Here is a 25,065-nt window from a genome sequence, read left to right as displayed (position 1 = left end):
TTTCGGGCGGGGGAGCGCGATGGCGGAAGTGATCGACCTGGGGGAGTACGGCGACGGGTTCCGGCGGGACCCGCACCCCGTGTACGCGCGGTTGCGCGCACGCGGCCCGGTGCACCGGGTGCGGCTCCAGCCGCCCGACGCCCACCATGAGACCTGGCTGGTCGTCGGGCACGAGGAGGGGCGCGCGGCGCTCGCCGACCCGCGGCTGGCCAAGGACGGCAGCAGGATCGGGGTGACCTTCCTCGACGAGCAGCTGATCGGCAAGTATCTGCTGGTCGCCGACCCGCCCCAGCACACCCGGCTGCGCGGCCTCATCACCCGCGCGTTCACGATGCGCCGGGTGGAGGAACTCCGGCCCAGGATCCAGCAGATCACCGACGAACTGCTCGACGCGATGCTCCCGGGCGGCAGGGCCGACCTCGTGGATTCGTTCGCCTACCCGCTGCCCATCACCGTGATCTGCGAGCTGCTCGGCGTGCCCGAGATGGACCGCACCGCGTTCCGCGAGATCTCCACGGAGGCGGTCGCCCCGACGAGCGAACAGAGCGAGTACGACGCCTTCGTGCGGCTCGCCGAGTATCTGACCGAGCTCATCGAGGACAAGCGCTGCGCCGGGCCGAGCGCCGATCTGCTGAGCGACCTGATCCGCACCACCGCGGAGGACGGCGACCGGCTCTCCCCTCAGGAACTGCGCGGCATGGCCTTCGTCCTGCTCATCGCGGGCCATGAGACGACGGTCAACCTCATCACCAACGCCGTCCACGCCCTGCTCACCCACCCGGACCAACTGGCCGCCCTGCGCGCCGACATGACCCTGGTCGACGGCGCGGTCGAGGAGGCGCTGCGGTACGAGGGGCCGGTGGAGAACGCGACGTTCCGATTCGCCGCCGAGCCCCTGGAGATCGCCGGAGTGCCGATCGCACAGGGCGACGCAGTGATGATCGGCCTCACGGCAGCCGACCGCGACGGGGCCCGCTTCCCCGTCCCGGACCGCTTCGACATCCGCCGGGACACCCGCGGCCACATCGCCTTCGGCCACGGCATCCACTACTGCCTGGGCGCACCCCTGGCCCGCATGGAGGCCCGCACGGCGATCCGGTCCCTGCTGGAACGCGCCCCGCGACTGGCCCTGGACGGAGCCCCCGGAGACTGGCTGCCGGGGGTGCTCATGCGTGGGGTGCGGAGCCTGCCGGTGCGGTGGTAGGGGCGGGCACGCATGACCTTCGGGCTCCCACTCGGCCTCCGGCCCCCGCTCTCACAGCGCCGCGGCCGACGCCCCGCCCGCGATCTCGCCGAGGGCGACCGGTCTTCGCTCGCGTCTCGACACTTCGCAGGCCTCCGAGATCCGCAGCGCCTGCAGGGCCTCCCGCCCGTCGCAGGGGTTGGCCCGCTCGCCGTGCACGACCTCCACGAACGAGTTCAGCTCCGTCTCGTACGCGGGCCCGAACCGCTCCAGGAACCCCGGCCACGGCTTGTCCGCGGCGGGCGGCCCGGTCGGCTCGGTGGACGCGACCGGCGTACGGTCGTCAAGCCCGACCACGACCGTGTCCAACTCCCCGGCCAGCTCCATCCGTACGTCGTACCCGGCGCCGTTCAGCCGCGTCGCCGTGGCCGTGGCGAGGGTGCCGTCGTCCAGCGTGAGCACGACCGCCGCGGTGTCCACGTCACCCGCCGCACGGAACATCGCGGGCCCGGCGTCCGACCCGGCCGCGTACACGTCGACGACCTCACGCCCGGTCACCCAGCGCAGAGCGTCGAAGTCGTGGATCAGCGTGTCCCGGTACAGCCCGCCGGACAGCGGCAGCCAGTCGGCCGGCGGCGGCTCCTGGTCGCTGGTCAGCGCCCGCACGGTGTGCAGCCGGCCGAGCCGCCCCGACCGCACCGCCTCACGCGCGCCCACGTACCCCGCGTCGAAGCGGCGCATGAACCCCATCTGGAGGATCGTCCCGGCCGTCTCCACCTCCCCGATCGCGTGCAGGGTGCCCGGCAGATCGAGGGCTATGGGCTTCTCGCAGAAGACCGGGAGCCCCGAGCGTGCTGCCCGACCGATCAGTTCGGCGTGGGCCGAGGTCGCCGTGGTGATCACCACGGCGTCCACCCCCCACCGGAAGATCTCGTCCACCCCGGGCGCCGCCGTCTCGCCCAGCCGGTGGGCGAGCTCCTGGGCGCGCGTCGCGTCCGCGTCCGTGAGGATCAAGGAGCCGACGTCGCGGTGGCGACTGAGCGTGTTGGCGTGGATCGTGCCGATGCGGCCCGTACCGATGACCCCGATGCGCATGGAAACAAAGTGCGGGTTCAGTGCGTACGCTGTCAATGCAAATGTCCGGACAATCAAACTACACGACTTCCCGTCAACAACGCGTAGAGCTACAGTCAGGCCGTGCCGAAACAGGAAGTGGACCCGACCGTGGAACTCGAGCTCAGCGTGGACCGGAGCAGTCCGGTGCCCTTGTACTTCCAGCTGTCCCAGCAACTCGAGGCCGCGATCGAGCACGGAGCGCTCACCCCCGGCAGTCTGCTGGGCAACGAGATCGAACTCGCCGCACGCCTCGGCCTGTCCCGGCCGACCGTCCGCCAGGCCATCCAGTCGCTCGTCGACAAGGGCCTGCTGGTACGCCGCCGGGGCGTGGGGACGCAGGTCGTGCACAGCCAGGTCAAGCGGCCGCTGGAGCTCAGCAGCCTCTACGACGACCTGGAGTCGGCGGGGCAGCGCCCGGCGACCAAGGTTCTCGTCAACACCGTCGTCCCCGCGTCCGCCGAGGTCGCGGCCGCGCTCGGGGTGGCCGAGGACAGTGACGTCCACCGCATCGAGCGGCTCCGCCTCGCGCACAACGAGCCGATGGCGTACCTCTGCAACTTCCTGCCGCCCGGCCTGCTCGGCCTGGACACCGCGCAACTGGAGGCCACCGGCCTCTACCGCCTGATGCGCACCGCCGGCATCACCCTGCACAGCGCCCGCCAGACCATCGGCGCCCGCGCCGCCACCGCGGCCGAGGCCGAACGCCTCGCGGAGGAGGAGGGTGCTCCGCTCCTCACCATGCAGAGAGTGACGTTCGACGACACGGGGCGGGCGGTGGAGTACGGCACGCACACATACCGCCCGAGCCGCTACTCGTTCGAGTTCCAATTGCTCGTACGGTCATGAGCGGACCGTTTGGTACGTAGCAATGTCAGGACAATTAAGCGCCCCAGGCCGCAACGCCCCGTTCCCCCGTACGGCACCCGTACCGACGGTGAGGCAGAATCGGCCGTGATGAGCACCTACCGCGACCTAACCGCCCCCATCGGTTCCCGCCGAGCCCCCGTGCTCCGAACGGTCGGCCCCCGGGAACGCCGCTCACACCTGTCGGCACCCCGCGTGCCCACGGTCGGCATCGACATCGGCGGCACCAAGGTGATGGCGGGCGTCGTGGACGCCGACGGCAACATCCTGGAGAAGCTCCGCACGGAGACGCCGGACAAGTCCAAGAGCCCGAAGGTCGTCGAGGACACCATCGTCGAGCTCGTCCTGGACCTGTCCGACCGCCATGACGTGCACGCCGTGGGCATCGGAGCGGCCGGCTGGGTGGACGCCGACCGCAATCGCGTCCTGTTCGCCCCCCACCTGTCCTGGCGCAACGAACCGCTGCGCGACCGTCTCGCCGGCCGTCTCGCCGTGCCGGTCCTGGTCGACAACGACGCCAACGCCGCCGCCTGGGCCGAGTGGCGCTTCGGCGCCGGCCGCGGCGAGGACCACCTCGTCATGATCACGCTGGGCACCGGCATCGGCGGCGCGATCCTGGAGGACGGCCAGGTCAAGCGCGGCAAGTACGGCGTCGCCGGCGAGTTCGGCCATATGCAGGTCGTGCCCGGCGGACACCGCTGCCCGTGCGGCAACCGCGGCTGCTGGGAGCAGTACAGCTCCGGGAACGCGCTGGTCAGGGAGGCACGCGAACTGGCCGCCGCCGACTCGCCGGTGGCCTACGGGATCATCGAGCACGTCAAGGGCAACATCGCCGACATCACCGGCCCGATGATCACCGAGCTGGCCCGCGACGGCGACGCCATGTGTATCGAGCTGCTCCAGGACATCGGCCAGTGGCTCGGCGTCGGCATCGCCAACCTCGCCGCCGCCCTCGACCCGTCCTGCTTCGTCATCGGCGGCGGTGTGTCGGCCGCCGACGAGCTGCTGATCGCCCCCGCGCGGGACGCCTTCAAGCGGCAGCTCACCGGCCGCGGCTACCGCCCCGAGGCCCGTATCACCCGCGCCCAGCTCGGCCCCGAGGCCGGCATGGTCGGCGCCGCCGACCTGGCCCGCCTGGTCGCCCGCCGCTTCCGCCGCGCCAACCGGCGCCGGGTGGAGCGGTACGAGCGCTACGCGCGGTTCGCCGAGGCCCGTCGAGCATCGCAGGGGTCCGCGTAACCGTGTCCGTACCGCACCAGGCAGACTCCCCGGACGGGCCGCAGCGGCCGGCCGAGGACCGTCGCCACATGATCCGCCGCAGGGCACTCACCCTGCTCATCATCGGGCTGCTCATCGGCGTCCCCGCCGGCTATCTCGTGATCTCCGCCAACCAGAGCCGCGAGAGCGGCAAGGACAAGGAGGAGAAGTACGCCGCGACCGGCCTCACCCCGCACTGGCCGTCGAGAGTCCAGCGCCGCGTCTACCAGGTGACGATCCCGGTCCCGTCGTACAACGTCGGGTACTACGAGACGAACAACTGGCGGACCAGCCGTCTCTACGTCCAGTTCCAGACCACGGACGACAACCTGGACGCCTATCTGAAGACCATGGGCCTCGGCCGGGACGACCTCGACTCGGACGACATCTCCATCAGCGCCCGCGACCAGAAGATCACCGGCTGGGACTTCACCGGACCCGGCCCGTGGTACAGCCTCATCCACAAGCAGAAGAACCCGGCTCCCACGCACGACATCGTCGTGAGCATGGCCGACCCGAAGAATCCGTTCGTGTACGTCGTCTCCCGCACGGTCCCTTGATCGCCCCGTGAAGACATCGGCGTCGCACCGGCCGCCGGGGCCGATTGTCAGACCCCGCCCGTAGAGTCGAAGACGGTTGATCCGACTCGAGGACGGGAGGTGACAGGACGTATGAGCGACGGCGCTGTGGTGGCCGAGCGTGCGGTGACGGACGTACCGGTGCGGCTCGCTACTGTCTTCCTGCCCGCGTCCCTCCCGCGCGAGAGCCGGATCGCCTTCTGGGACCCGGAGGGCGGCCCACTGCCCGCCGAGGACACCGAGCTCACCGTCGTACGACGCCATGGAGCCGGAGTCCGCCGCAGAACCACCCCCGCGCTGTCCCTGCCGCTCGGCGAGGCGCTGCCGCTGCTGGTGCGGGCCCGCCGCGACCCCGCCGCCCATCCCGCCACCGCCTGCTGGGGCGCGGCCGCGCTGCACGCCCTGCGGCTCACCGCGCGCGGCCGGCTGCTGCCCGGCCTGACCCCCACCGGCCACGACGCCTGGCGGGCCGGCCCGCTCGACCCCGACGACATCGCCCACCTGCGAGCGATCGCCGCGGCTCTCCCCCACGAGGGTCACGCGGTCCCGCTGCCAGGTCCCGGCCCGCTACGGCTTCCCGAGCCGGAGGCCCTCGTCCGCGCCTTCCTGGACGCCGTCGCCGACACCCTGCCCCGCACCCCCGCCGCACCGCATGCCTCGGGCAGGCCCTTCGCCGCACGCGAGGCGCAGCGCCTGCCCGGCGCGCAGGACTGGGCGGCCGAGGTCGCCGCGGGTATGGACGCGGGCGTACGGATCTCACTGCGCCTCGACCTGTCGGCGTACGACCTCTTCGACGACCGCGAAGACGGCGCACGGAGCGCGGGCGCGGCCGTCGTCCAGGTGCACAGCCTCGCCGACCCCACCCTGGTGGCCGACGCGACCGCCCTGTGGTCCGGCGAGGCGGACGCGGCCTTCGGCCCCCGCGCGCGGGTCGACGCGGCGCTGGCGGTGCGCCGCGCGGCCCGGGTGTGGGCACCGCTGGACCGCCTCTCCGAGCAGGACGTACCCGACGTACTGGCCCTGTCCGACGAGGAGTTGGGCGACCTGCTGGGCGTCGCCACCACCAGGCTCGCGGCGGCCGGGGTGGCGGTGCACTGGCCCCGGGACCTGGCGCAGGACCTCAGCGCGGCGGCGATCGTACGGCCCGCGCCGGGCTCGGCGACCGACGGCACCGGCTTCTTCGAGAGCGAGGAACTGCTCCAGTTCCGCTGGCAGTTGGCCATCGGCGGCGACCCGCTCACCGAGGCCGAGATGGACGCGCTCGCCGAGGCGCACCGCCCGGTCGTCCGGCTGCGGGACAGCTGGGTCCTGGTCGACCCGGCCCTCGTCCGCAAGGCCCGCAAGCGCGAACTGGGCCTGCTCGACCCGGTCGACGCCCTGTCCGTCGCCCTCACCGGCAGCGCGGAGGTCGACGGCGAGACGGTCGAGGCGGTACCGGTGGGCGCGCTGGCGACCCTGCGGGACCGACTGACGGCGGGCGTACGACCGGCCGAGCCGCCACCCGGCCTCCGGGCCACCCTCCGCGACTACCAACTCCGGGGCCTGGCCTGGCTGGACCTCATGACATCCCTGGGCCTGGGCGGCTGCCTGGCCGACGACATGGGACTCGGCAAGACGATCACGGTCATCGCACTGCACCTCAAGCGCGCCCGGACCGCCCCGACCCTGGTCGTCTGCCCGGCGTCACTGCTGGGCAACTGGCAGCGGGAGATCACCCGTTTCGCCCCCGGCGTCCCTGTGCGCCGCTTCCACGGCCCGGACCGCACCCTGGAGGACATGGCCGGCGGCTTCGTCCTGACGACCTACGGCACCATGCGCTCGGCGGCCCCGACGCTGGCCGCGTACACCTGGGGCATGGTCGTCGCCGACGAGGCCCAGCATGTGAAGAACCCGTACTCCGCGACGGCGAAGGCATTGCGCACGATCCCGACGCCCGCGCGGGTGGCGCTGACCGGCACACCGGTGGAGAACAACCTCTCCGAACTCTGGGCCCTGCTCGACTGGACGACCCCGGGCCTGCTCGGCCCCCTCAAGTCCTTCCGCGCCCGCCACGCCCGCGCGGTCGAGAACGGCGAGGACGAGGAGGCCGTGGACCGGCTCGCCCGCCTGGTCCGCCCCTTCCTCCTCCGCCGCAAGAAGTCCGACCCCGGCATCGTCCCGGAACTGCCGCCCAAGACGGAGACCGACCACCCGGTCCCGCTCACCCGTGAACAGGCCGCGCTCTACGAGGCGGTGGTGCGGGAGTCGATGTACGCGATCCAGACGGCGGAGGGCATGGCGAGGAGGGGCCTGGTGCTGAAGCTCCTCACCTCCCTCAAACAGATCTGCAACCACCCGGCGCTGTACCTCAAGGAGGAGACGGGGACTGCGACCGAGCGACTGGCCGTCCGCTCGGGCAAGTTGACCCTGCTGGACGAACTGCTCGACACCCTGCTGGCCGAGGACGGCTCGGCGCTGGTCTTCACCCAGTACGTCGGGATGGCCCGCATGATCTCCGCCCATCTCGCCGCGCGGGCGGTTCCGGTGGACCTGCTCCATGGCGGTACGCCGGTGCCGGAGCGCGAACGCATGGTGGACCGCTTCCAGAGCGGCGCCACGCCCGTCCTCGTCCTCTCCCTGAAGGCGGCGGGCACCGGCCTCAACCTCACCCGCGCGGGCCATGTCGTCCACTTCGACCGCTGGTGGAACCCGGCCGTCGAAGAACAGGCCACCGACCGCGCCTACCGCATCGGCCAGACCCAGCCCGTCCAGGTCCACCGCCTCATCACCGAGGGCACCATCGAGGACCGCATCGCCGAAATGCTCGAATCCAAGCGCGCCTTGGCCGACGCGATCCTGGGTTCCGGGGAGTCGTCCCTCACGGAACTGACGGATCGTGAGCTGTCGGACCTCGTGTCGCTGAGGAGGGAGGCGTGATGGGGGAGAGCGGCAGTCCGGCCGACGTCGCGCGACGGGCGTTGCGGGCCGCCCGGGAGGAGCGGGACGGGGCCTCGTCGTCATCCGAGGAGCGGGCCACGGACGAGTCGCACGGCTCCGAAGCCCGGCCGGGTGATGCGGCCCGCGCGGCACTCAGGCGTGCCATGGCCGCCAGACGGGGTGGGGGCGTAGGTGAGGAGAGCGATGGATCGTCTTCTTCCGTTGCGGTGCCCGAGAGGCGCCCCGATGCCCCGGAGCAAGCCGATGAGGCGGATTCGGAGCCCGTAGCGGACGCTCAGGAGCCAGTCGGCCCCGGGATCCCGTCCGCGTCGCGTACGTCGTCCGACCTCGACCCCTCGGGCCGGGCGCGGCGCGCGGCGGACGGCGCCCGTGAGGCACTGCGCGCTGCCCGGGAGGAGAGGGAGCGGACGCGGTCGGACGAGGCCGCCCGAGGGGCATCGGGCACTCGACGGCCGCATCGGCCCGCGTCGACCGGTTCCGGGAGCCGACGGGATCCCGGGTCCGACAGCCTCCGCAGCCGCGACGTGCGCGGCCTGCTGGCCGGTGCCTTCCGGATGCCTGCCGATGACTCGCCGCAGGGCGAGGACACTTCGATGCCGGGAACGGCCGCACAGCAGGAGCACGAGCCGACGAACTCCGGCTCGCCTTCCCCCTCGCAACCGGCGGAGCAGCCGTCCGAGGCCTCTGCGGCTCCCCCGGCAACTCCCCAACTCCCCCTCACCATGGCCGCCCCGACCCGCGACGGTGACCTCCGGCGCACCTTCCCCGCCTTTCCGCCCCGCCCGGCCGACGGCGACCGGTTCGCCGAGAGCTGGTGGGGTGACGCCTGGGTGCGGGCGCTGGAGGAGGGGGCGCTTGATCGTGCTCGGCTCGGGCGTGGGCGGGGGTATGCGCGGGAGGGGCATGTCGATGCCATCACCGTGACGCCGGGGCTGGTGTTGGCGTATGTGCGGGGGAGCCGGCCGCGGCCGTATCGGGTGCAGGTGCGGCTGCGGACGCTGGACGACGCCGACTGGGCGCGGTTCCTGGACGCCGTCGCCTCGCGGCCGGGGCATATCGCGGCGCTGTTGGACAAGGAGATGCCGCAGTCCCTCGCCGAGTGCGGGGTGCCGCTGCTGCCGGGACCGGGCGATCTGGACCCCCGTTGCAGCTGCCCCGACCGCGGCCACCCCTGCAAACACGCCGCCGCCCTCTGCTACCAGACCGCACGCCTCCTGGACGCCGACCCCTTCGTACTGCTCCTGCTGCGCGGCCGCGGGGAACGCCAGTTGCTCGACGCGCTGTCTCGCCTCAGCGCCGCCCGCGCCGCCCGCGCGGCGCAGGAGAAGGAACCGGCGCCCCTCGCGGGCGTACGCGCGACCGAGGCCCTGGACCCGCAACGCCGACTGCCGCCCCTCCCGGCGCCGTTGCCCCCGCCCCCGCACCCCGAGCAGCCGCCCGCCTACCCGGCGGCCCCGGGCGGCCCCGACCCCTTCGCACTGGACCAGTTGGCGACCGACGCCGCAGCCCGCGCGCACGCCCTGCTCACCTCCGGACGTGACCCCGTCGGCGAACTGACCCTGTGGCAGGACGCGGTCCGGCTCGCCGTCGCCGCCGCCCGCCCCGGTTCCGGCCTCACCGCGGCCACCCGCGCCCTGTACGCCTCCCTCGCTTCCGCCGCCGACCGCACCACGTCCGACCTGGCCCGCGCGGTCGCCGCTTGGCGTCAGGGCGGCCTCGAAGGGCTCGCCGCACTCGAAGAACCCTGGGACCCGCCCGCCGGCCGCTTCGACCGGGCCCGCCCGCTGCTGCTCGCCGCCGACCTCCCCGCCTTCCGTCCCTGGCGCAACCGCCTCACCCACCCCCGCGGCCATCTCCAGCTCCGCCTCGGCCACGACGGCCTCTGGTACCCGTACGAATCCGAACCGGGCCACGACGACTGGTGGCCGCGCGGCACCCCCGACCTCGATCCGGTCGGCGCCCTCACCGGCCTCGACTCGGCCGGAGCCGTACCGGAGGCATGACCCGGCGATGGCCCGGTGATGGCCCGGTGATGACCGGGCGGATGACCTGGTGTATCAGCTCTGTCCCATCCCCATATCGGCTGCCGCCCGCGCCCCAGGTGCAACTACACTGCCGCGAAGTCGCAAGGCGGCACACAGCAACTGGCCGGAAAAGAACGGTGGGAGAGGTCATGGCATCGGGGGGATGGGGTCCTGGACCCGGCTCGGGGCAACCGGGCGGCAATGGACCCGGCGGACAGGGCTGGGGCGCCCCGTACGGACCGAACAATCCATACGGGCCCAACAACGGCGGCAACCCGTACGGCACGCCTCCGCCGCAACCGGGGCCGTACCCGAACCAGCCGCCGTACCCGCAGCCGAATCCCTACCCCTACGGCCCGCAGCCCACGAGGCCCGCCGCCCGGCGTCGCAGCGGCTGCCTGTCGTTCGGGCTCGTCGGCGCGATCCTGCGCTCCGCGCACCGTGTCGCCACCCGGCTCTTCAACGCGGAGGGCGACGGCCGGATCGTGGACCGCACCGTGGACCGCGTCCAGGTGGCCCGTACGGTGCTCGGTGCCGCCGCCACCATCGGCCTGATCCTCGCGTACAACGTGAAGCCGGACCGCTGGGAGGACGCGGCGTACGGCGGTGCCGCCCAGCTCATCCTCGCCCCGTTCGTGCTGATCATCGCCGCGCCCCTGGTCATCATCGGCTTCATCTACTACGCGCCCTCGCACCTGCGCCCGCATCTGCGCTCCCGGCTGCGCGCCCCGCTCAAGGCGGTCGCCTGGTACGTGCTGACGCTGGTCGTGATCGGCGGAATCTTCACCCTGACGGCCAAGGTCGCCAACTACGAGGACGGGAAGGACTACTGGTGGGAGTACGTACTGGCCGTCACCTGCCTGATCGTGTTCGTGTGGGGCTTTCCGTTCTTCTTCATGGCGTCGCTGTACTCGGCCCGCAGCGCCTTCAACACCGCCCAGGTCCACCCGATGCTGCCGCCCGTGCTCACCACGACGCTGGTGTGGGTGTTCGCGGCCTTGAGCCTGACCGACGGCCTGCCGGCGGGCCCGCCCCTCGTCCAGTTCAGCTCCGCGCTGGGCGGGCCTCTGTCGGTGACGGCCGTGTCGCTGTGGGAACTGCGGCGGATGAAGACCCGGTTCGGGGTCACCCTCCGCACCTGAGTCGGCCCTGGCAGGCCTCGCTCCCGGCGAACCCGGGATCTCCGGTGAAGGCAGTGTGAGGGTTCACCGAAGATCCGCGGGAGTGAGGTGTAAGTACGTGGGGCCCCTCGTCCGGGAGGCAAGAAAAGGCGGTTAGCGTGGAGCGGTGAGTGAGACGAAGACCCCTGCCCTCCAGTACCGCTTCGACGGCCCGGAAGACGCCCCGGTCCTCATCCTCGGCCCCTCGCTCGGCACCACTTGGCACATGTGGGACCGACAGGTCCCCGAGCTGACCCAGCAATGGCGCGTCTTCCGGTTCGACCTGCCCGGACACGGCGGCGCGCCCGCGTACCCGGCGGGCTCCGTCACCGACCTGACCGAACGGCTGCTCGCCACCCTCGACGGCCTCGGCGTGCAGCGCTTCGGCTACGCGGGCTGCGCGCTCGGCGGCGCCATCGGCATCGAACTGGCCCTGCGCCACCCCGAGCGCATCGCCTCGCTCGCGCTGATCGCCGCCTCGCCGCGCTTCGGCACCGCCGACGAGTTCCGCCAGCGGGGTGTGATCGTGCGCACGAACGGCCTCGACCCCATCGCCCGTACCTCGCCCGACCGTTGGTTCACCACCGGCTTCGCCGCCGCCCAGCCCGCGATCACCGAGTGGGCGGTGCAGATGGTGCGCACCACCGACCCTGGCTGCTACATCTCCGCCTGTGAGGCCCTGGCCTCCTTCGACGTACGGCCGCAACTCGGCGGCGTCGCCGTGCCCACGCTCGTCCTCGTCGGCTCGGACGACCAGGTCACCGGCCCCGCCGAGGCCCGCACCCTGGTCGCCGGCATACCGGACGCCCGGCTCGCCGTAGTCCCGGGCGCCTCCCACCTCGTCCCGGTCGAGCAGCCCGCCGCCGTCACCGACCTGCTGGTCCGGCACTTCTCCACCGCCTGGCAGCCCGCGTACGACACCAACACCGGGCAGATGGCCATCGTCGCCGCCCCCGTCAAGCCGGCCCTCACGCCGGTGCCGCCGCAGCCCGCCCCCGTCCCCGTAGCCGAGATCGCCCCGGCCATCGTGCCGCCGCCGACCACGACGGGCCGGCCGGACCCGTACGACGCCGGGATCAAGGTCCGTCGCGAGGTGCTCGGCGACGCGCATGTCGACCGGGCGCTGGCGCAGGCGGACGAGTTCTCGGGGGACTTCCAGGAGTTCATCACCCGCTACGCCTGGGGCGAGATCTGGGACAGACCGGGCCTGGACCGGCGGTCCCGCAGCTGTGTCACCCTGACCGCCCTGGTCGCGGGCGGACACCTGGACGAACTCGCCTTCCACGTCCGCGCCGCCCTGCGCAACGGCCTCACCCCGGACGAGATCAAGGAAGTGCTGCTGCAGGCGGCGGTCTACTGCGGTGTGCCGGCGGCCAACAGCGCGTTCAAGGTCGCCCAGCAGGTCATAAGGGAAGAGACGACACCCCAGGAGTGAGCGTCCGGTGCGGGCGCGCGCCAGGATGGACCCATGAAGCTCACGAAGATGTCGCACGCCTGCGTCCGTCTCGAAAAGGACGGACAGACGCTCGTAGTCGACCCCGGCGGGTTCAGCGAGGAGGACGCCGCGGTCGGTGCCGACGCGATCCTCGTCACACACGAGCACCCCGACCACTTCGACGAGGCCCGGCTGCGGGCGGCCATGGAGGCCAACCCCGCCGCCGGGATCTGGACGCTGAAGTCCGTCGCGGAGCAGCTCTCGGCGGCGTTCCCGGGCCGCGTGCACACCGTCGGCCACGGCGACACCTTCACCACCGCCGGCTTCGACATCGAGGTCCACGGCGAACTGCACGCCGTCATCCACCCGGACATCCCGCGCATCACCAACGTCGGCTATCTCATCGACGGCGGCCGCGTCTTCCACCCCGGCGACGCCCTCACCGTGCCCGACCGGCCCGTCGAGACGCTGATGCTGCCGGTCATGGCGCCCTGGAACAAGATCGCGGAGATCATCGACTACGTCAGGGAGGTCAAGCCGCATCGCGCCTACGACATCCATGACGCCCTGCTCACCGACCTGGCCCGGCCCATCTACGACCGTCAGATCGGCGGCCTTGGAGGCTCGGCACATCTCCGCCTGACGCCGGGGGACTCGGCGGAGCTGTGACCGGAGCGGTGACCGGAGCTGTGAGCCGGTGCTGTGATGGGTGCCACCCCAGGCGGGGCCGGGTTGTCAGTGCCGCCCGGTAGGTTGTGAGACATGCGCATCGCGACCTGGAATGTGAACTCGATCACCGCACGCCTGCCGAGGCTCCTGGCCTGGCTGGAGAGCAGCGGCACCGATGTGCTCTGCCTCCAGGAGGCCAAGGTCGCCGAGGACGCGTTCCCGTTCGACCCGCTGCGCGACCTCGGCTACGAGGCGGCGGTCAACGCCACCGGACGGTGGAACGGCGTGGCGGTGCTCTCCCGCGTAGGCCTCAAGGACGTCGTGAAGGGCCTGCCCGGCGACCCCGGCTACGACGGCGCCGAGGAGCCCCGCGCCGTCTCCGCGACCTGCGGCCCGGTCCGCGTCTGGTCGGTGTATGTGCCGAACGGCCGTGAGGTGGACCACCCCCACTACGCGTACAAGCTCCAGTGGTTCGAGGCCCTCAGGGCCGCCGTCGCCGGCGACGCGGGCGGCAGCCGCCCCTTCGCGGTGCTGGGCGACTACAACGTGGCACCGACGGACGACGACGTCTACGACCTGGCCGCCTTCGAGGGCCTCACCCATGTCACCCCCGCCGAGCGCGCCGCCCTCGCCGCCCTGCGCGAGTCCGGCCTGTCCGACGTGGTCCCGCGCCCCCTGAAGTACGACCACCCGTACACCTACTGGGACTACCGCCAGCTCTGCTTCCCCAAGAACCGCGGCATGCGCATCGACCTGGTGTACGGCAACGAGCCGTTCGCCAAGGCGGTCACCGACTCCTACGTGGACCGCGAGGAGCGCAAGGGCAAGGGCGCGTCGGACCATGCGCCGGTGGTCGTGGACCTGGACGTGTGACCAAGGCGGGGAAAGTCACGGCACCAACGCCCGCAGGTCCACCGACCCGGCCAGCGCGGCGAGACCCGCGTCCCCCGGATGCAGATGATCCCCGCTGTCGTACGCGGGGAGCATCCGGGACGGCCGCGCCGGATCCCGGACGACGGCGTCGAAGTCGAGCACCCCGTCGTACACCCCGGCACCCCTGATCCAGTCGTTGATCTCAACCCGCTCCGCGTCCACGGCCGCCGTGCACCGCACCTCCCCCTCGCAGGGCAGCAGCGTCGCCGCCAGCATCCGCAGCCCCCGCGCATGCCCCCGGTCAGCGATCTCGCGCAGCCCGGCGATCACCTGCTCCGCCGTGGTGCCCGCGCGTACGTCGTTGATGCCCTCGAACACCACCGTCGTACGCGCCGCCGTCTGGGCCACGACATCCCGGTCGAACCGGTACAGCGCACTCACTCCGGCCGTGTCGGTGGAGACCCCGTCCCCCGGGTAGCGGTCCGAGACCACACGGTTCCCGGAGATCCCCTGGTTGAGCACCCCATAGCGCGGGACCACACTCTGCTTCAGCAGCCGTGTGGCCAGCACATTGGGCCACCGCCGGTTCGCGTCCACCGTCGACTTGTCGCCGTCCGTGATGGAGTCCCCGAGCAGCACCACGGACCCCGGCCCACCCCCGACATCGACACCGGTCAGCAGCGGCCAACTGGTCAGGACGGTGCCGTACGGCGTCCCGGACGCGTCGGCCGTATAGTCGCCCGCCCCGCTCACATACGACCGCTGCTGCGCGAGCCGGTGCACGGGCGCGGCCGGCACCGTCCCCGGCAGGTGGAAGCTCACCAGCAGATTGCCGTCCGCGGGCACGGTGAACCCGAGCGGATCGCTGTACGCCTGCGCCCCCGCCGGGATCTCGACGCCCGCCGCACCCCCGAACCTCACCCGCACCGGCGCCGCCTTCGCCGCCGCCCCCGACCGCTGCACCGCCACCGTCGCGCTCCCGATCCGCACCGGCCCCGCCGCGAACGTGTTGTCGAAGCGCAGCCGCACCCGCGGCCCGCCCACCGAGGTGTGCACCACCAGCCGCAGCGTCCGGTCGGTCCACGGCCCCACGGTCGGATAGCCGCCGGTCGCCGTGGTCCAACTCCCCGTCCAGCCCGGGGCAGGGGCCCGCACCGCCAGCCCGAACACATGCAGCCCGGACGCCTGCGGCAGCCGTACGGCCGCGACCTCGCGCCCCACCAGGAGCGGCACCGTCACGACGTACAGCCGTGCCCGCTCGGCGAGTTGGCCGCCGGGAGTGTTGATGTGCGGCAGGGCGACCGCCTTGGTGGCGAGCGGGCCGTTGCGCCAGTCGGGGGCGGTGAGCGCATAGGCGGACCGGGCGCCGTCGGCGTACAGCACCGTCCCCGAGCCACCGACGTCGGCCCCCGCCGTGCCCGCGACCAGGAAGGCGAGGGCGTCGCCATGGCCGTGCACGCGCACCTCCTGCCCGTTGGCCAGGACGTTGTCCGGCTCGCCCGGCTGCCGGTTCGGCCAGGTCAGGCGGGCGCCCTGCACGGTGAGCGCGCGGCCGGGCGTCCAGTCGGCCGCCCTCAGATCCTGTGCCGACAGCGAGGCGCCCGACCCGTCGAAGTTCGCTGCGGCGGGCCGGGCGTCGTCGCTGACGGCCGTGTTGTCGAAGAGCCGCTCCAGGGGGAGCGGCGCGGCTCTGCGCCCGTCGGCCGCCTGCGCGGCGACGCTCGGCACCAGGGCCGCGAAGAGGGCAAGGACGACCGCGGAGATCCACACACATCGGCGCACGGCCGACTCCTCCCGTTCACGACTGCTCAGGACCACGTATGGCTGCGCATGACAAGTTCAGACGGGACGTAACGCGCAGGGAGAAATTAGAGAGGCACCCGTGACCCGTCAACGAGCCATGCCACAAGTCGGCGTGAACTCGCCCGGAATCGACGGCCCGCGCGCCTGTGGTGCGTTCGGCCGTGCGAATGACACGCTGTGCGTATGAAGATCCCTTTTCTGGGCCACCGGCCCGAGAAGCGTGGGACCCCCGACCCCGAGGGCATCGCCGAACTGCTCTCCGAGTGCGAACTGCTGCGCTCGCACGCCTCCAGAGCCGGGATCCAACTGGACGACACGGCCGCCTCGTTGGAGGCCCTGGATCAGTTGCTGCCGCGCTGGCGGGACGACGAGGAGATCCTGCCCTGGCTGGGCAATGACGCCGGGCTGTACCTCGGCACCGTCATCGTGCGCACCGTCGCCGGGGCCGCCTGGGAGATCTGGCCGGACGGCCAGCCGGTCGTGCGGCTCGCCTCCGGACGGGAGTTCGACGTCGTGACCTCGGGGCGGGAGTGGGCCGTGAGCGGGGTTCCCGAGCTGTCGCAGCTGTACGCGGAGGTCGCGGAGGCGTGAGGTCTCGTCCGGGACCTTCGGGATCCGACATAAGGTCGACGTAAATACGGCTTATGTCCGAAAAGTGCGTGTCGCGCATTAAGTTCATTCTTGCCCGGATAGTTTGCGGCCATCAATGAGCCGAAATCCTCGCCGTGTCCGACCTCGACTACGATGTTCCGTCCGTCCCCAGGGACGCTGCTGCCGGGTGGGGATCCCCCCACAGCCCCTAGGGCCTGTCTGACGCAGGGGCAGCAGGGGGCAGCAGTCACAGAGCCATACCCGTCCGGCGCCGGCCGGAGATCACTGTTCGCGCAGTGGAATCGACACGTACGACGGGTCGTTCGCCGGCGAGGAGAAGGTCAGCCGCGCGCCGGACGGGTTGTGCTCGATGTAGAGCGGGTCGACCGTGTCGACGACCAGCGCGAGACGGTGCCCGGCCGGGACGTCGTAGGCCGTGGAGTACAGCTCCAGGTCGACGCCGAACGGCTGTCCGGGCGTACGTCCGTGGAAGGTGTACGGCGCGTTGCTGACCAGCTTGCCGAGGCCGAGCGGGCCCACGTCGTACAGATAGGCGACGAGGGTGCCGCTCTCCTCGGTCGGGGTGACGGTGGTGTGCAACTTGGCGGTGCCGCGCACCTGTTGGGCCGTCGGGTACTTCTCGGACTGCCATACGGCCGCCCAGCGGCGCGGCAGCAGCGGGATCGAGGCCATCGGGGGCAGTTGGGCCACCTGGTCGAGGATGCTGGACAGGAAGACGACCCCGCCGTTCGCGCCCGAGTCGACGTTCGTACGGATCGTGGTCGAACCGGCGAGGGCGAGCTTCCGGTTCGTCGCGCCGACCGACTTCCAGTCCGGGTAGCCCTCGTAGTCGCCGCCCGCGCGGGACTTGAGCCGCACCGGCAGCTCGCGGTTGATGCCGTTGTCCTCGCCCTTGAGGTAGTGGTCGAACCAGCGTGCGGTGTCTTTCCACACGTCGTTGGGCAGGCCGAACAGCCCGGTGAGCTCGGCGGTGGCGTGGTCGCCGGGGCGGAACTCCAGCCGCTTGGGGCCGGTCAGCTTCTCGTAGAAGTCCGCGTACTGGTTGGGCGGGAAGATCGTGTCGCCCCAGGCGTTGGCCATCATGACCGCTGCGCCGCTGTCGTTGAGTTGGTCCAGGTATGTAGCGACCGAACGTTTCTTCCCCCAGTTGATGATGTCCTGTTCCTTGGACAGGTTGGAGGCGTAGAAGTCGTTGAAGATCTGCCGCAGTTCGGCGCTCTGCCGACCCGTGACCAGGCTCGCCCCGTCCAGCAGCCCGGCGGCCTGGACGTGCTGGGTGCGGCCGGCGTAGATCGAGCCGATGAGGTCGGCCCAGCCGCTGAGGGCGGCGACGGCCCTGACCCGCTTGTCGTGCGCGGCGGTCAGCAGGCTGATGCCGGCGCCGTACGAGACACCCGCCATGCCCACGTGTTTCGCGTCGGCCGGGGTGTTGGCGAGCGCCCAGTCGATGACCTTGGACGCGTCGGCTATGTCGGGCGGGCCCGCCACTTCTATCTCGCCGCCGGACTGCCAGAAGCCGCGCACGTTGTAACTGACCACGATGTAGCCCGAGTTCGCGAGCTTCTGGGCCTGCGCGACATACTCGACCTGGGGCAGGCCCCAGCTCGTGGGCATCACGAGCAGCGGGTAGCGGCGCGTGCCGTCGGCGCCGGCCGGGGTGATGACGTTCGCCTTGAGGGTGATGCCGCCGTCGCCGGTGATGTCGACGAAACGGACGCTGTTCGGGGCCGCTTGGGCCACGGGGGCGAGCCCGAGGGCGCTTCCGGCGACCAGGGTCGCGGAGACGGCGCCCACGGCGGTCGTGCGCAGGGCCTTGCGATGGGTTCCCACGGGTCACTCCTCACTCGTGTCAATGCAAAGTGACCGAACGGTAACCGTGCCCCCTTACCGTAAGTAACCCGTGGGTAAGTTACGTGCCAGTAACGATTAGTGGAATATGACGGACCTCAGGAGGCACGGTGTGAGTTGCGTGCGGGAACGGCCTCCGTGGCAGGTGGCGGGGCCTGCGAGGCCCGCGTGACATCCGCGACCAGCTCCACCACGTCCGGGCCGTACGCCTGCGAGTTGACGACCTTCAGGAGCAGTACGAAGGTCTTGTCCCCGTGCTTGCGGGCCAGCCGCTCGTGGTGGCGGGCGAGATAGCGGGTCGCGGCCTGGTTGGTGATGGCGCGCTGTCCGCAGAACAGGAACACCGGCCGCGCCTCACGCCGTTCACCCGCGGTGAGGCGGGCCAGCAGGACGTACTCCGTGACACCGGCCTCCAGGCGGTACCGCTCGCTGCCGATCTGGAAGGCGCCCCGGTCCGGGCCCGGTTCCGGGTCGATGTTGACGCGCACCCCGGGCAGCATCGCCGCCATATGGGCCAGCATGCGGCGGTTGGAGGCGGGGCCGCCGACGCAGAACTCGGTGCGTTCACCGAAGCTCTGCTGGACGTTGTCCTGGGTCACCATCTGCACATGCGCCCCGCAGTCCTTGATCAGCGCGGCGAGCTCCAGCAGGGCGTACACGTCGAACCGGTGGACCGCGGGCTCGGAGGTGGCCGGGTCGCGATTGACGACGAGCAGGGACTCGGAGTTCTGCGGCAGCCCCAGGAACGCCTGCTTGCGGCGGAGCTTCCGGTTCCACAGATAGGTACGGGCGAGCCAGCCCAGCCCGGCACTGATGCCGGCCGCGACCAGGCCCAGGACGATGTTGCGCACGTCGTCATTCATGGGCGCGCATGCTAGCGGGCCCACGCAAACCCGTGTTCGACGCGAGCCGACGAGGCAGGGCTGACGCGGGCATGTCGATCGCATAGGCTGCGCGAACGGTCCCTGACTGGAGGTGCGGATGCGTCGCCCTGTCGCGCGGAAACTGTCGGTCCTGGCGATCTCGGCCGCTGTGGTGTCCGTGGGAGCGGCACCGCCCGGCACCGGCCCCGTCGAGAAGGTTCCCGTCGCCGTCGGCCACGGCGGCGCCGTCTCCAGCGTCGACGCGGACGCCTCCGCGGCCGGCATCGAGGTCCTGCGCAAGGGCGGCAACGCCGTCGACGCCGCCGTCGCCACGGCCGCCGCGCTCGGCGTCACCGAGCCCTACTCCGCCGGCGTCGGCGGAGGCGGCTACTTCGTCTACTACGACGCCAAGTCCCGTAGCGTGCGCACCCTCGACGGCCGCGAGACCGCGCCGCTGAGCGCCGACTCGGGCCTGTTCACGGAGAACGGCACCGCGATCCCGTTCGCCGAGGCCGTCAGCAGCGGCCTCAGCGTCGGCACCCCCGGCACGCCCGCCACCTGGGAGCAGGCCCTGGACAAGTGGGGCAGCAGGAGCCTCGGGTCGGTGCTGAAGCCCGCCGAGCGCCTCGCCCGGGACGGCTTCACCGTCGACGACACCTTCCGCGCGCAGACCGCCGCCAACGAGACCCGGTTCCGCTACTTCCCGGACACCGCCAAGCTGTTCCTGCCGAACGGCGCCCTCCCTGTCGTCGGCTCCACCTTCAAGAACCCCGACCTCGCCCGCACCTACGCCGAGCTGGCGCGCAAGGGTGCCGGGGCGCTCTACCGGGGCGATCTCGCCGACGACATCGTCGACACGGTCAACAAGCCGCCCGTGGACCCGAGTTCGGGTTGGAAGGCCCGCCCCGGCGACCTGACCGCCAAGGACCTGTCCGCCTACCGCGTCAAGTCACAGGCGCCCACCAGGACCTCGTACCACGGTCTCGGCGTCTACTCCATGGCACCCTCCTCCTCCGGCGGCACGACCGTCGGCGAGGCCCTCAACATCCTTGAGAACACGGACCTTTCGAAGGCGAGCGAGGTCCAGTACCTGCACCGCTACATCGAGGCCAGCCGCATCGCGTTCGCGGACCGCGGGCGCTGGGTCGGCGACCCCGCCTTCGAGGACGTACCCACGAAGGAACTGCTGTCGCAGCGGTACGCCGACTCGCGGGCGTGCCTGATCAAGGACGACGCGGTGCTGACGAGCCCGGTGGCGCCGGGCGACCCCCGTGACCCGGCGTCCTGCGACGCGCGCGGCACGGCTGCCCCGACCACCTACGAGGGCGACAGCACCACCCATCTCACCGCGGCCGACAAGTGGGGCAACGTCGTCTCGTACACCCTCACCATCGAGCAGACCGGCGGCAGCGGCATCACCGTCCCGGGCCGGGGCTTCCTGCTCAACAACGAGCTGACGGACTTCTCCTTCGCTCCGGCGAGCCCGGCCGTCCACGACCCGAACCTGCCGGGCCCGGGCAAGCGCCCGCGTTCGTCCATGTCGCCGACGATCGTCCTGGACCGGCACGACAAGCCCGTCGTGGCGCTCGGTTCGCCCGGCGGGGCCACCATCATCACCACCGTCCTCCAGACCCTGACCGGCTTCCTCGACCGGGGTCTGCCGCTGGTCGACGCGATCGCCGCACCGCGCGCCAGCCAGCGCAACGCGGCCACCACGGAACTCGAACCGGGCCTCTACGACAGCCCGCTCAGGGCTCAGCTGGAGGACATCGGGCACGGCTTCAGGGCCAACCCCGAGATCGGTGCGGCCACCGGCGTGCAGCGGCTGCCGGACGGCAAGTGGCTCGCCGCGGCGGAGACGGCACGGCGGGGCGGCGGCTCGGCGATGGTGGTGCGGCCGGCGCCGTAGCGGCTCAGAGCTCGGGGGCGGGCGGCAGGTCTTCCGTGCGGAAGGCCAGCTGCCCGTCCGCCACATCCACCGTGACCCGGCCGCCCTCGCCGATCCGGCCGTCCAGGAGCAGCCGGGACAGCTGGTTGTCGACCTCCTTCTGGATGGTGCGGCGCAGCGGCCGGGCGCCGTACTCCGGCTGGTAGCCGCGCTCGGAGAGCCAGTCGACGGCCGCATCCGTGAACTCGACCGCGACGCCCTGGGCGTGCAGCAGCCGGCGGGTCTTGTCCAGCAGCAGGTTGGTGATCCGCTGAAGCTGCTCGGGGGTCAGCCGGCGGAAGACGACGATCTCGTCGATGCGGTTGAGGAACTCGGGCCGGAACTGCTGCCGCAGCGGCCGCAGGATCCGCTCGCTGCGCGCCTCCTCCTCGGCCGTCTCATCACCCGAGCCGAACCCGATCCCCGCCCCGCCCCGGCCGATCGCCTCCGAGCCGAGGTTGCTGGTCATCACGATGACCGCGTTGGTGAAGTCCACCGTGCGGCCCTGGGAGTCGGTCAGCCGGCCGTCGTCCAGCACCTGGAGCAGGATGTTGAAGACATCCGGGTGCGCCTTCTCGATCTCGTCGAGCAGCAGCAGCGAGTACGGGTGCCGCCGCACCACCTCAGTGAGCTGGCCCGCCTCCTCGTGACCCACATATCCGGGCGGGGCGCCGATCAGCCGGCTGACGGTGTGCCGTTCCTGGTACTCGCTCATGTCCAGGCGGACCATGCGCTCCTCGCTGCCGAACAGCGACTCGGCCAGGGCCCGCGCCAGTTCGGTCTTGCCGACGCCGGTCGGGCCGAGGAAGAGGAAGCTGCCGATAGGCCGGTCGGGGCTCGCGAGCCCGGCCCGTGAGCGCAGCACGGCATCGGATACGACGCGCACAGCCTCGTCCTGTCCGACGACCCGCTCGTGCAGATGCTCCTCCAGGCCGAGCAGCCGGTCCTTCTCCTCCTCGGTGAGACTGCTCACCGGGATGCCGGTCTGCCGGGACACGACCTCCGCGATGGCCTCGGCGGTGACCTCCAGGTCGATGCCCTCGTCGACCTCCTCGTCGCCGGAGACGTCCACGATGCGCTTCTTCAACTCGCCGATACGGTCCCGCAGTTGGGTCGCCTGCTCGTACTGCTCGTCGGCGACGGCCTGGTCCTTGTCCCGGGTCAGCTGCTCGACCTCGCGCTCCATGGCCCGTACGTCCGTGCCCTTGGTCCGCGCACGCAGCCGCACCCGGGCGCCCGCCTGGTCGATCAGGTCGATCGCCTTGTCCGGCAGCCGTCGGTCGGTGAGATACCGGTCGGACAGCTCCACGGCGGCCACCAGCGCCTCGTCGCTGTAGCGGACCTGGTGGTGGGCCTCGTAGCGGTCGCGCAGGCCGCGCAGGATCTCGATGGCGTCGGTGGTGGTCGGCTCGGGGACCAGGATCGGCTGGAAGCGGCGGGAGAGCGCCGCGTCCTTCTCGATCCGCCGGTACTCCTCCAGCGTGGTCGCGCCGACGACGTGCAGTTCGCCGCGGGCCAGCGCGGGCTTGAGGATGTTCCCGGCGTCCATGGAGCCGCCCTCGCCGCCGCCTCCGGCGCCCACGACGGTGTGCAACTCGTCGATGAAGACGACCAGTCGGTCGGAGTTCGCCCGGATCTCCTCCACGATGTTGGTGAGCCGCTCCTCGAAGTCCCCCCGGAATCGGGTGCCGGCGACGACTCCCGTCAGGTCCAGCGCGACCACCCGGCGGCCGCTGAGCACATCCGGTACGTCGCCGTCGGCGATCCGCTGGGCCAGGCCCTCCACGATCGCCGTCTTGCCCACGCCCGCGTCACCGATCAGCACCGGGTTGTTCTTGCCGCGCCGGGACAGCACCTCGACGGTCTGCTCGATCTCCTCGTCCCGGCCGATCACCGGGTCGATACGGCCCTGGCGGGCGAGGTCGGTGAGGTCGCGGCCGTACTTGTCGAGGGTGGGCGTACCGGTGTCGACACGTGGCCGCTGGTCGACGCCGGGGCGGGGCTGTGCGGCGTCCGGTGCCTCGGGCGGCATGCCGGAGGGGGCGAACCGGGCCGCGTTCAGGATGTGCCCGGCCGCCGAGTCGGGGTTCGCGGCCAGCGCGCTGAGCACATGCTCCGGGCCGATGTAACCGGCGCCGCGCGCCCGGGCCAGGTCGTGCGCGTCCAGCAGGGCGCGCTTGGCTGCCGGGGTCAGGGACAGTGAGGTCGGCGGCGGGCCCTCGCCCGGCGGGTGCTGGGTCGGGCCCGAGCGCTCGTCGATCTCCGTCGCGAGCGAGTCCGGATCGGCGCCGGCCCGGGTGAGCAGGCTCCGGGTCGGCTCGGCGGACAGCGCGGCGCGCAGCAGATGCTGGGTGTCGAGGTCACGGCTGCCGTGCTCGGCGGCGTACTGCGCGGCGCCGCGCACCAGCTCCCGGGCCGGCTGACTGAGCAGCCGGCCGATGTCGATCTGCCTGGGGCCGGGGCGCGGTCCGCCGAAGAAGCGGGCGAGGAACTCTCCGAAGGGGTCGTAGCCCTCCGGGCCACCATTGAAGCCGCTGGTCATGGCGTTCCCATCCGGCGTCCCTGCGCGGGCAGGGTCGCCCTCGCTGATCGACGTGCCGGAGTCGGGTAACCCGGGCGGAAGCCGGTTACACCTGGCCGCGTTCGTAGAACACCTTCGCACGAACGATGGCGGCGGGCACCTTCAGGGAACAGCGGCGGCCGGTGCCGGTCAGCGCGCCGTCAGGATGCGCGGCCCCGCGTCCGTGATCGCGACCGTGTGCTCCGCGTGCGCGGCGCGCGAGCCGTCGTTGGTGCACAGGGTCCAGCCGTCCGGGGCCGCGTGGTAGCCGTCCTTGCCGCTCGCGATGAGCATCGGCTCGATGGCCAGCACCATGCCGCGCCGCAGCGGCATGCCCCGGCCCGGGCGGCCCTCGTTCGGCACCCCCGGGTCCTCGTGCATCTTGCGGCCGATGCCGTGGCCGCCGAACCCGTCCGGGACGCCGTACCCCGCCGACCGGCACACCGAGCCGATGGCGTGGGCGATGTCGCCGATGCGGTTGCCGACCACGGCCGCCTCGATGCCGGCCGCGAGCGCCCGTTCCGCGGTCTCGATCAGCCGTACGTCCTCCTGGCGGGCCCGGCCCACGGTGAAGCTGATCGCCGAGTCGCCGGCCCAGCCGCCCAGTTCGGCACCGCAGTCGATGGAGACGAGATCGCCGTCGCGCAGGCGGTAGCCGGTCGGGATGCCGTGCACGATCGCGTCGTTCACCGAGGCGCAGATGACGGCGGGGAAGGGGGTGGGGGCGAAGGAGGGCCGATAGCCGAGGAAGGGCGACGTCGCCCCCGCGGCGCGCAGCACCTCGCGTGCCACCTCGTCCAGCTCCAGCAGGGAAACCCCCACGTCAGCGGCCTTCTGCACGGCCGTGAGGGCCTGGCCGACGACCTGTCCGGTCACATACATCTCGTCGATCGACTTGTCCGTCTTCAGTTCCACCATGCCAATTACTATACCGGTATTTGAATGGGGTCGGCGGTTGGGTCGGCCGTCGGGGTGGTGGCCGGGGGCGGTATTAGAATGGGCGTCATGGTGCGCACCCCTCTCACTCCCGAAGAGCGCGAACGCGGCGAGCGGCTCGGTCGGCTGCTGCGTGAGGCCCGCGGCGGCCGCAGCATGGCGGAGGTCGCGGCGAACGCCGGGATCTCCGCGGAGACGTTGCGCAAGATCGAGACCGGGCGGGCCCCGACGCCGGCCTTCTTCACGGTGGCCGCGCTGGCGGCGGCCCTCGGGCTGTCGATGGACGAGCTGATCGGGCAGTGCGCGCCGGTGGTCGAAGCGGCCGCCTGAGCGGGGCGCACGTCACGTTCCGACAGCTGCGGCGCACTCTGCGTTCAGTCGGAAAACTTCCCGTAGCACGTCCGTAACACGGTTGGTGTT

19 protein-coding genes are annotated in these 25,065 nt (G+C 71.9%); 13 read left to right on the top strand and 6 right to left on the bottom strand.

Going from position 1 to position 25,065, the window contains the following annotated elements:
- Positions 1–19 precede the first annotated feature (19 nt).
- The gene (locus IE325_RS02985) at positions 20–1,204 is read left to right on the top strand and encodes a cytochrome P450 family protein (RefSeq protein WP_190068045.1); all 1,185 of its coding nucleotides are present in this window, start codon (positions 20–22) and stop codon (positions 1,202–1,204) included.
- 51 nt (positions 1,205–1,255) lie between these two features.
- Here IE325_RS02985 and IE325_RS02980 read toward each other — a convergent pair whose 3' ends face one another.
- Complete coding sequence (locus tag IE325_RS02980) at positions 1,256–2,278, bottom strand: Gfo/Idh/MocA family protein (RefSeq protein WP_190068044.1); 1,023 nt, start codon at positions 2,276–2,278, stop codon at positions 1,256–1,258.
- Between the two features lie 129 nt (positions 2,279–2,407).
- Here IE325_RS02980 and IE325_RS02975 point away from each other — a divergent pair, with 129 nt between their 5' ends.
- From IE325_RS02975 to IE325_RS02935, 9 genes are all read left to right on the top strand, one after another.
- A complete protein-coding gene (locus IE325_RS02975; RefSeq protein WP_190068497.1) occupies positions 2,408–3,145 on the top strand; it encodes a GntR family transcriptional regulator in 738 nt (245 codons plus the stop codon).
- Positions 3,146–3,253: 108 nt separating this feature from the next.
- Positions 3,254–4,402, top strand: a complete 1,149-nt coding sequence (locus IE325_RS02970) for an ROK family glucokinase (RefSeq protein ID WP_190068043.1) — start codon at positions 3,254–3,256, stop codon at positions 4,400–4,402.
- Positions 4,403–4,470: 68 nt separating this feature from the next.
- Positions 4,471–4,980, top strand: a complete 510-nt coding sequence (locus IE325_RS02965) for a sugar kinase (RefSeq protein WP_229911621.1) — start codon at positions 4,471–4,473, stop codon at positions 4,978–4,980.
- A 111-nt stretch (positions 4,981–5,091) separates the two neighbouring features.
- On the top strand, positions 5,092–7,914 hold the full coding sequence (locus IE325_RS02960; RefSeq protein ID WP_190068041.1) for an SCO1167/SCO6262 family helicase: 2,823 nt from the start codon (positions 5,092–5,094) through the stop codon (positions 7,912–7,914).
- A 164-nt stretch (positions 7,915–8,078) separates the two neighbouring features.
- A complete protein-coding gene (locus IE325_RS02955; protein ID WP_434095392.1) occupies positions 8,079–9,938 on the top strand; it encodes an SWIM zinc finger family protein in 1,860 nt (619 codons plus the stop codon).
- A 170-nt stretch (positions 9,939–10,108) separates the two neighbouring features.
- On the top strand, positions 10,109–11,101 hold the full coding sequence (locus IE325_RS02950) for a hypothetical protein (RefSeq protein ID WP_190068040.1): 993 nt from the start codon (positions 10,109–10,111) through the stop codon (positions 11,099–11,101).
- Positions 11,102–11,246: 145 nt separating this feature from the next.
- A complete protein-coding gene (gene pcaDC / locus IE325_RS02945; protein WP_190068039.1) occupies positions 11,247–12,554 on the top strand; it encodes a bifunctional 3-oxoadipate enol-lactonase/4-carboxymuconolactone decarboxylase PcaDC in 1,308 nt (435 codons plus the stop codon).
- A gap of 33 nt (positions 12,555–12,587) precedes the next feature.
- A complete protein-coding gene (locus IE325_RS02940) occupies positions 12,588–13,223 on the top strand; it encodes an MBL fold metallo-hydrolase (RefSeq protein ID WP_190068038.1) in 636 nt (211 codons plus the stop codon).
- A gap of 93 nt (positions 13,224–13,316) precedes the next feature.
- Positions 13,317–14,096, top strand: a complete 780-nt coding sequence (locus tag IE325_RS02935) for an exodeoxyribonuclease III (protein ID WP_190068037.1) — start codon at positions 13,317–13,319, stop codon at positions 14,094–14,096.
- Positions 14,097–14,111: 15 nt separating this feature from the next.
- Here the strand turns inward: IE325_RS02935 and IE325_RS02930 are convergent, their stop codons facing one another.
- A complete protein-coding gene (locus tag IE325_RS02930) occupies positions 14,112–15,878 on the bottom strand; it encodes an SGNH/GDSL hydrolase family protein (protein ID WP_190068036.1) in 1,767 nt (588 codons plus the stop codon).
- A 204-nt stretch (positions 15,879–16,082) separates the two neighbouring features.
- On the opposite strand from IE325_RS02930, the gene IE325_RS02925 reads away from it, so the two are divergent.
- Positions 16,083–16,490, top strand: coding sequence for a DUF6278 family protein (locus tag IE325_RS02925; RefSeq protein WP_190068035.1), 408 nt, complete (start codon positions 16,083–16,085; stop codon positions 16,488–16,490).
- 282 nt (positions 16,491–16,772) lie between these two features.
- Here the strand turns inward: IE325_RS02925 and IE325_RS02920 are convergent, their stop codons facing one another.
- Positions 16,773–18,341, bottom strand: a complete 1,569-nt coding sequence (locus tag IE325_RS02920; RefSeq protein ID WP_190068034.1) for a CocE/NonD family hydrolase — start codon at positions 18,339–18,341, stop codon at positions 16,773–16,775.
- Between the two features lie 116 nt (positions 18,342–18,457).
- On the bottom strand, positions 18,458–19,222 hold the full coding sequence (locus tag IE325_RS02915) for a hypothetical protein (protein ID WP_190068033.1): 765 nt from the start codon (positions 19,220–19,222) through the stop codon (positions 18,458–18,460).
- A 118-nt stretch (positions 19,223–19,340) separates the two neighbouring features.
- On the opposite strand from IE325_RS02915, the gene ggt reads away from it, so the two are divergent.
- Entirely contained in the window at positions 19,341–21,131 is a 1,791-nt protein-coding gene (gene ggt / locus IE325_RS02910; protein ID WP_190068032.1) for a gamma-glutamyltransferase, read from the top strand.
- 4 nt (positions 21,132–21,135) lie between these two features.
- On the opposite strand, the gene IE325_RS02905 is transcribed toward ggt, so the two are convergent.
- Positions 21,136–23,691, bottom strand: a complete 2,556-nt coding sequence (locus IE325_RS02905; protein ID WP_190068031.1) for an ATP-dependent Clp protease ATP-binding subunit — start codon at positions 23,689–23,691, stop codon at positions 21,136–21,138.
- Between the two features lie 168 nt (positions 23,692–23,859).
- Positions 23,860–24,627, bottom strand: coding sequence for a type I methionyl aminopeptidase (gene map / locus IE325_RS02900; RefSeq protein WP_190068030.1), 768 nt, complete (start codon positions 24,625–24,627; stop codon positions 23,860–23,862).
- Positions 24,628–24,714: 87 nt separating this feature from the next.
- Here map and IE325_RS02895 point away from each other — a divergent pair, with 87 nt between their 5' ends.
- Positions 24,715–24,975 carry a helix-turn-helix domain-containing protein gene (locus IE325_RS02895; RefSeq protein ID WP_190068029.1) on the top strand — a complete coding sequence of 87 codons (261 nt, stop codon included), beginning with the start codon at positions 24,715–24,717 and terminating at the stop codon, positions 24,973–24,975.
- The last annotated feature ends 90 nt before the right edge of the window (positions 24,976–25,065 follow it).

Origin of the sequence: Streptomyces lanatus (genome assembly GCF_014655715.1) — a bacterium.
GTDB classification, from domain to species: domain Bacteria; phylum Actinomycetota; class Actinomycetes; order Streptomycetales; family Streptomycetaceae; genus Streptomyces; species Streptomyces lanatus.
This window is presented reverse-complemented; position numbering and strand designations above follow the sequence as displayed.

What these genes read in the sequence shown, in the direction of transcription:
- IE325_RS02965 (WP_229911621.1), top strand. Translation starts at nt 4,471, where the DNA reads ATGATCCGCCGCAGGGCACTCACCCTGCTCATCATCGGGCTGCTCATC.
- IE325_RS02960 (WP_190068041.1), top strand. Translation starts at nt 5,092, where the DNA reads ATGAGCGACGGCGCTGTGGTGGCCGAGCGTGCGGTGACGGACGTACCG.
- IE325_RS02925 (WP_190068035.1), top strand. Translation starts at nt 16,083, where the DNA reads ATGAAGATCCCTTTTCTGGGCCACCGGCCCGAGAAGCGTGGGACCCCC.
- IE325_RS02940 (WP_190068038.1), top strand. Translation starts at nt 12,588, where the DNA reads ATGAAGCTCACGAAGATGTCGCACGCCTGCGTCCGTCTCGAAAAGGAC.
- ggt (WP_190068032.1), top strand. Translation starts at nt 19,341, where the DNA reads ATGCGTCGCCCTGTCGCGCGGAAACTGTCGGTCCTGGCGATCTCGGCC.
- IE325_RS02950 (WP_190068040.1), top strand. Translation starts at nt 10,109, where the DNA reads ATGGCATCGGGGGGATGGGGTCCTGGACCCGGCTCGGGGCAACCGGGC.
- IE325_RS02935 (WP_190068037.1), top strand. Translation starts at nt 13,317, where the DNA reads ATGCGCATCGCGACCTGGAATGTGAACTCGATCACCGCACGCCTGCCG.
- IE325_RS02905 (WP_190068031.1), bottom strand. Translation starts at nt 23,691, where the DNA reads ATGACCAGCGGCTTCAATGGTGGCCCGGAGGGCTACGACCCCTTCGGA.
- IE325_RS02980 (WP_190068044.1), bottom strand. Translation starts at nt 2,278, where the DNA reads ATGCGCATCGGGGTCATCGGTACGGGCCGCATCGGCACGATCCACGCC.
- IE325_RS02915 (WP_190068033.1), bottom strand. Translation starts at nt 19,222, where the DNA reads ATGAATGACGACGTGCGCAACATCGTCCTGGGCCTGGTCGCGGCCGGC.
- IE325_RS02955 (WP_434095392.1), top strand. Translation starts at nt 8,079, where the DNA reads ATGGCCGCCAGACGGGGTGGGGGCGTAGGTGAGGAGAGCGATGGATCG.
- IE325_RS02895 (WP_190068029.1), top strand. Translation starts at nt 24,715, where the DNA reads ATGGTGCGCACCCCTCTCACTCCCGAAGAGCGCGAACGCGGCGAGCGG.
- IE325_RS02970 (WP_190068043.1), top strand. Translation starts at nt 3,254, where the DNA reads ATGAGCACCTACCGCGACCTAACCGCCCCCATCGGTTCCCGCCGAGCC.
- IE325_RS02985 (WP_190068045.1), top strand. Translation starts at nt 20, where the DNA reads ATGGCGGAAGTGATCGACCTGGGGGAGTACGGCGACGGGTTCCGGCGG.
- map (WP_190068030.1), bottom strand. Translation starts at nt 24,627, where the DNA reads ATGGTGGAACTGAAGACGGACAAGTCGATCGACGAGATGTATGTGACC.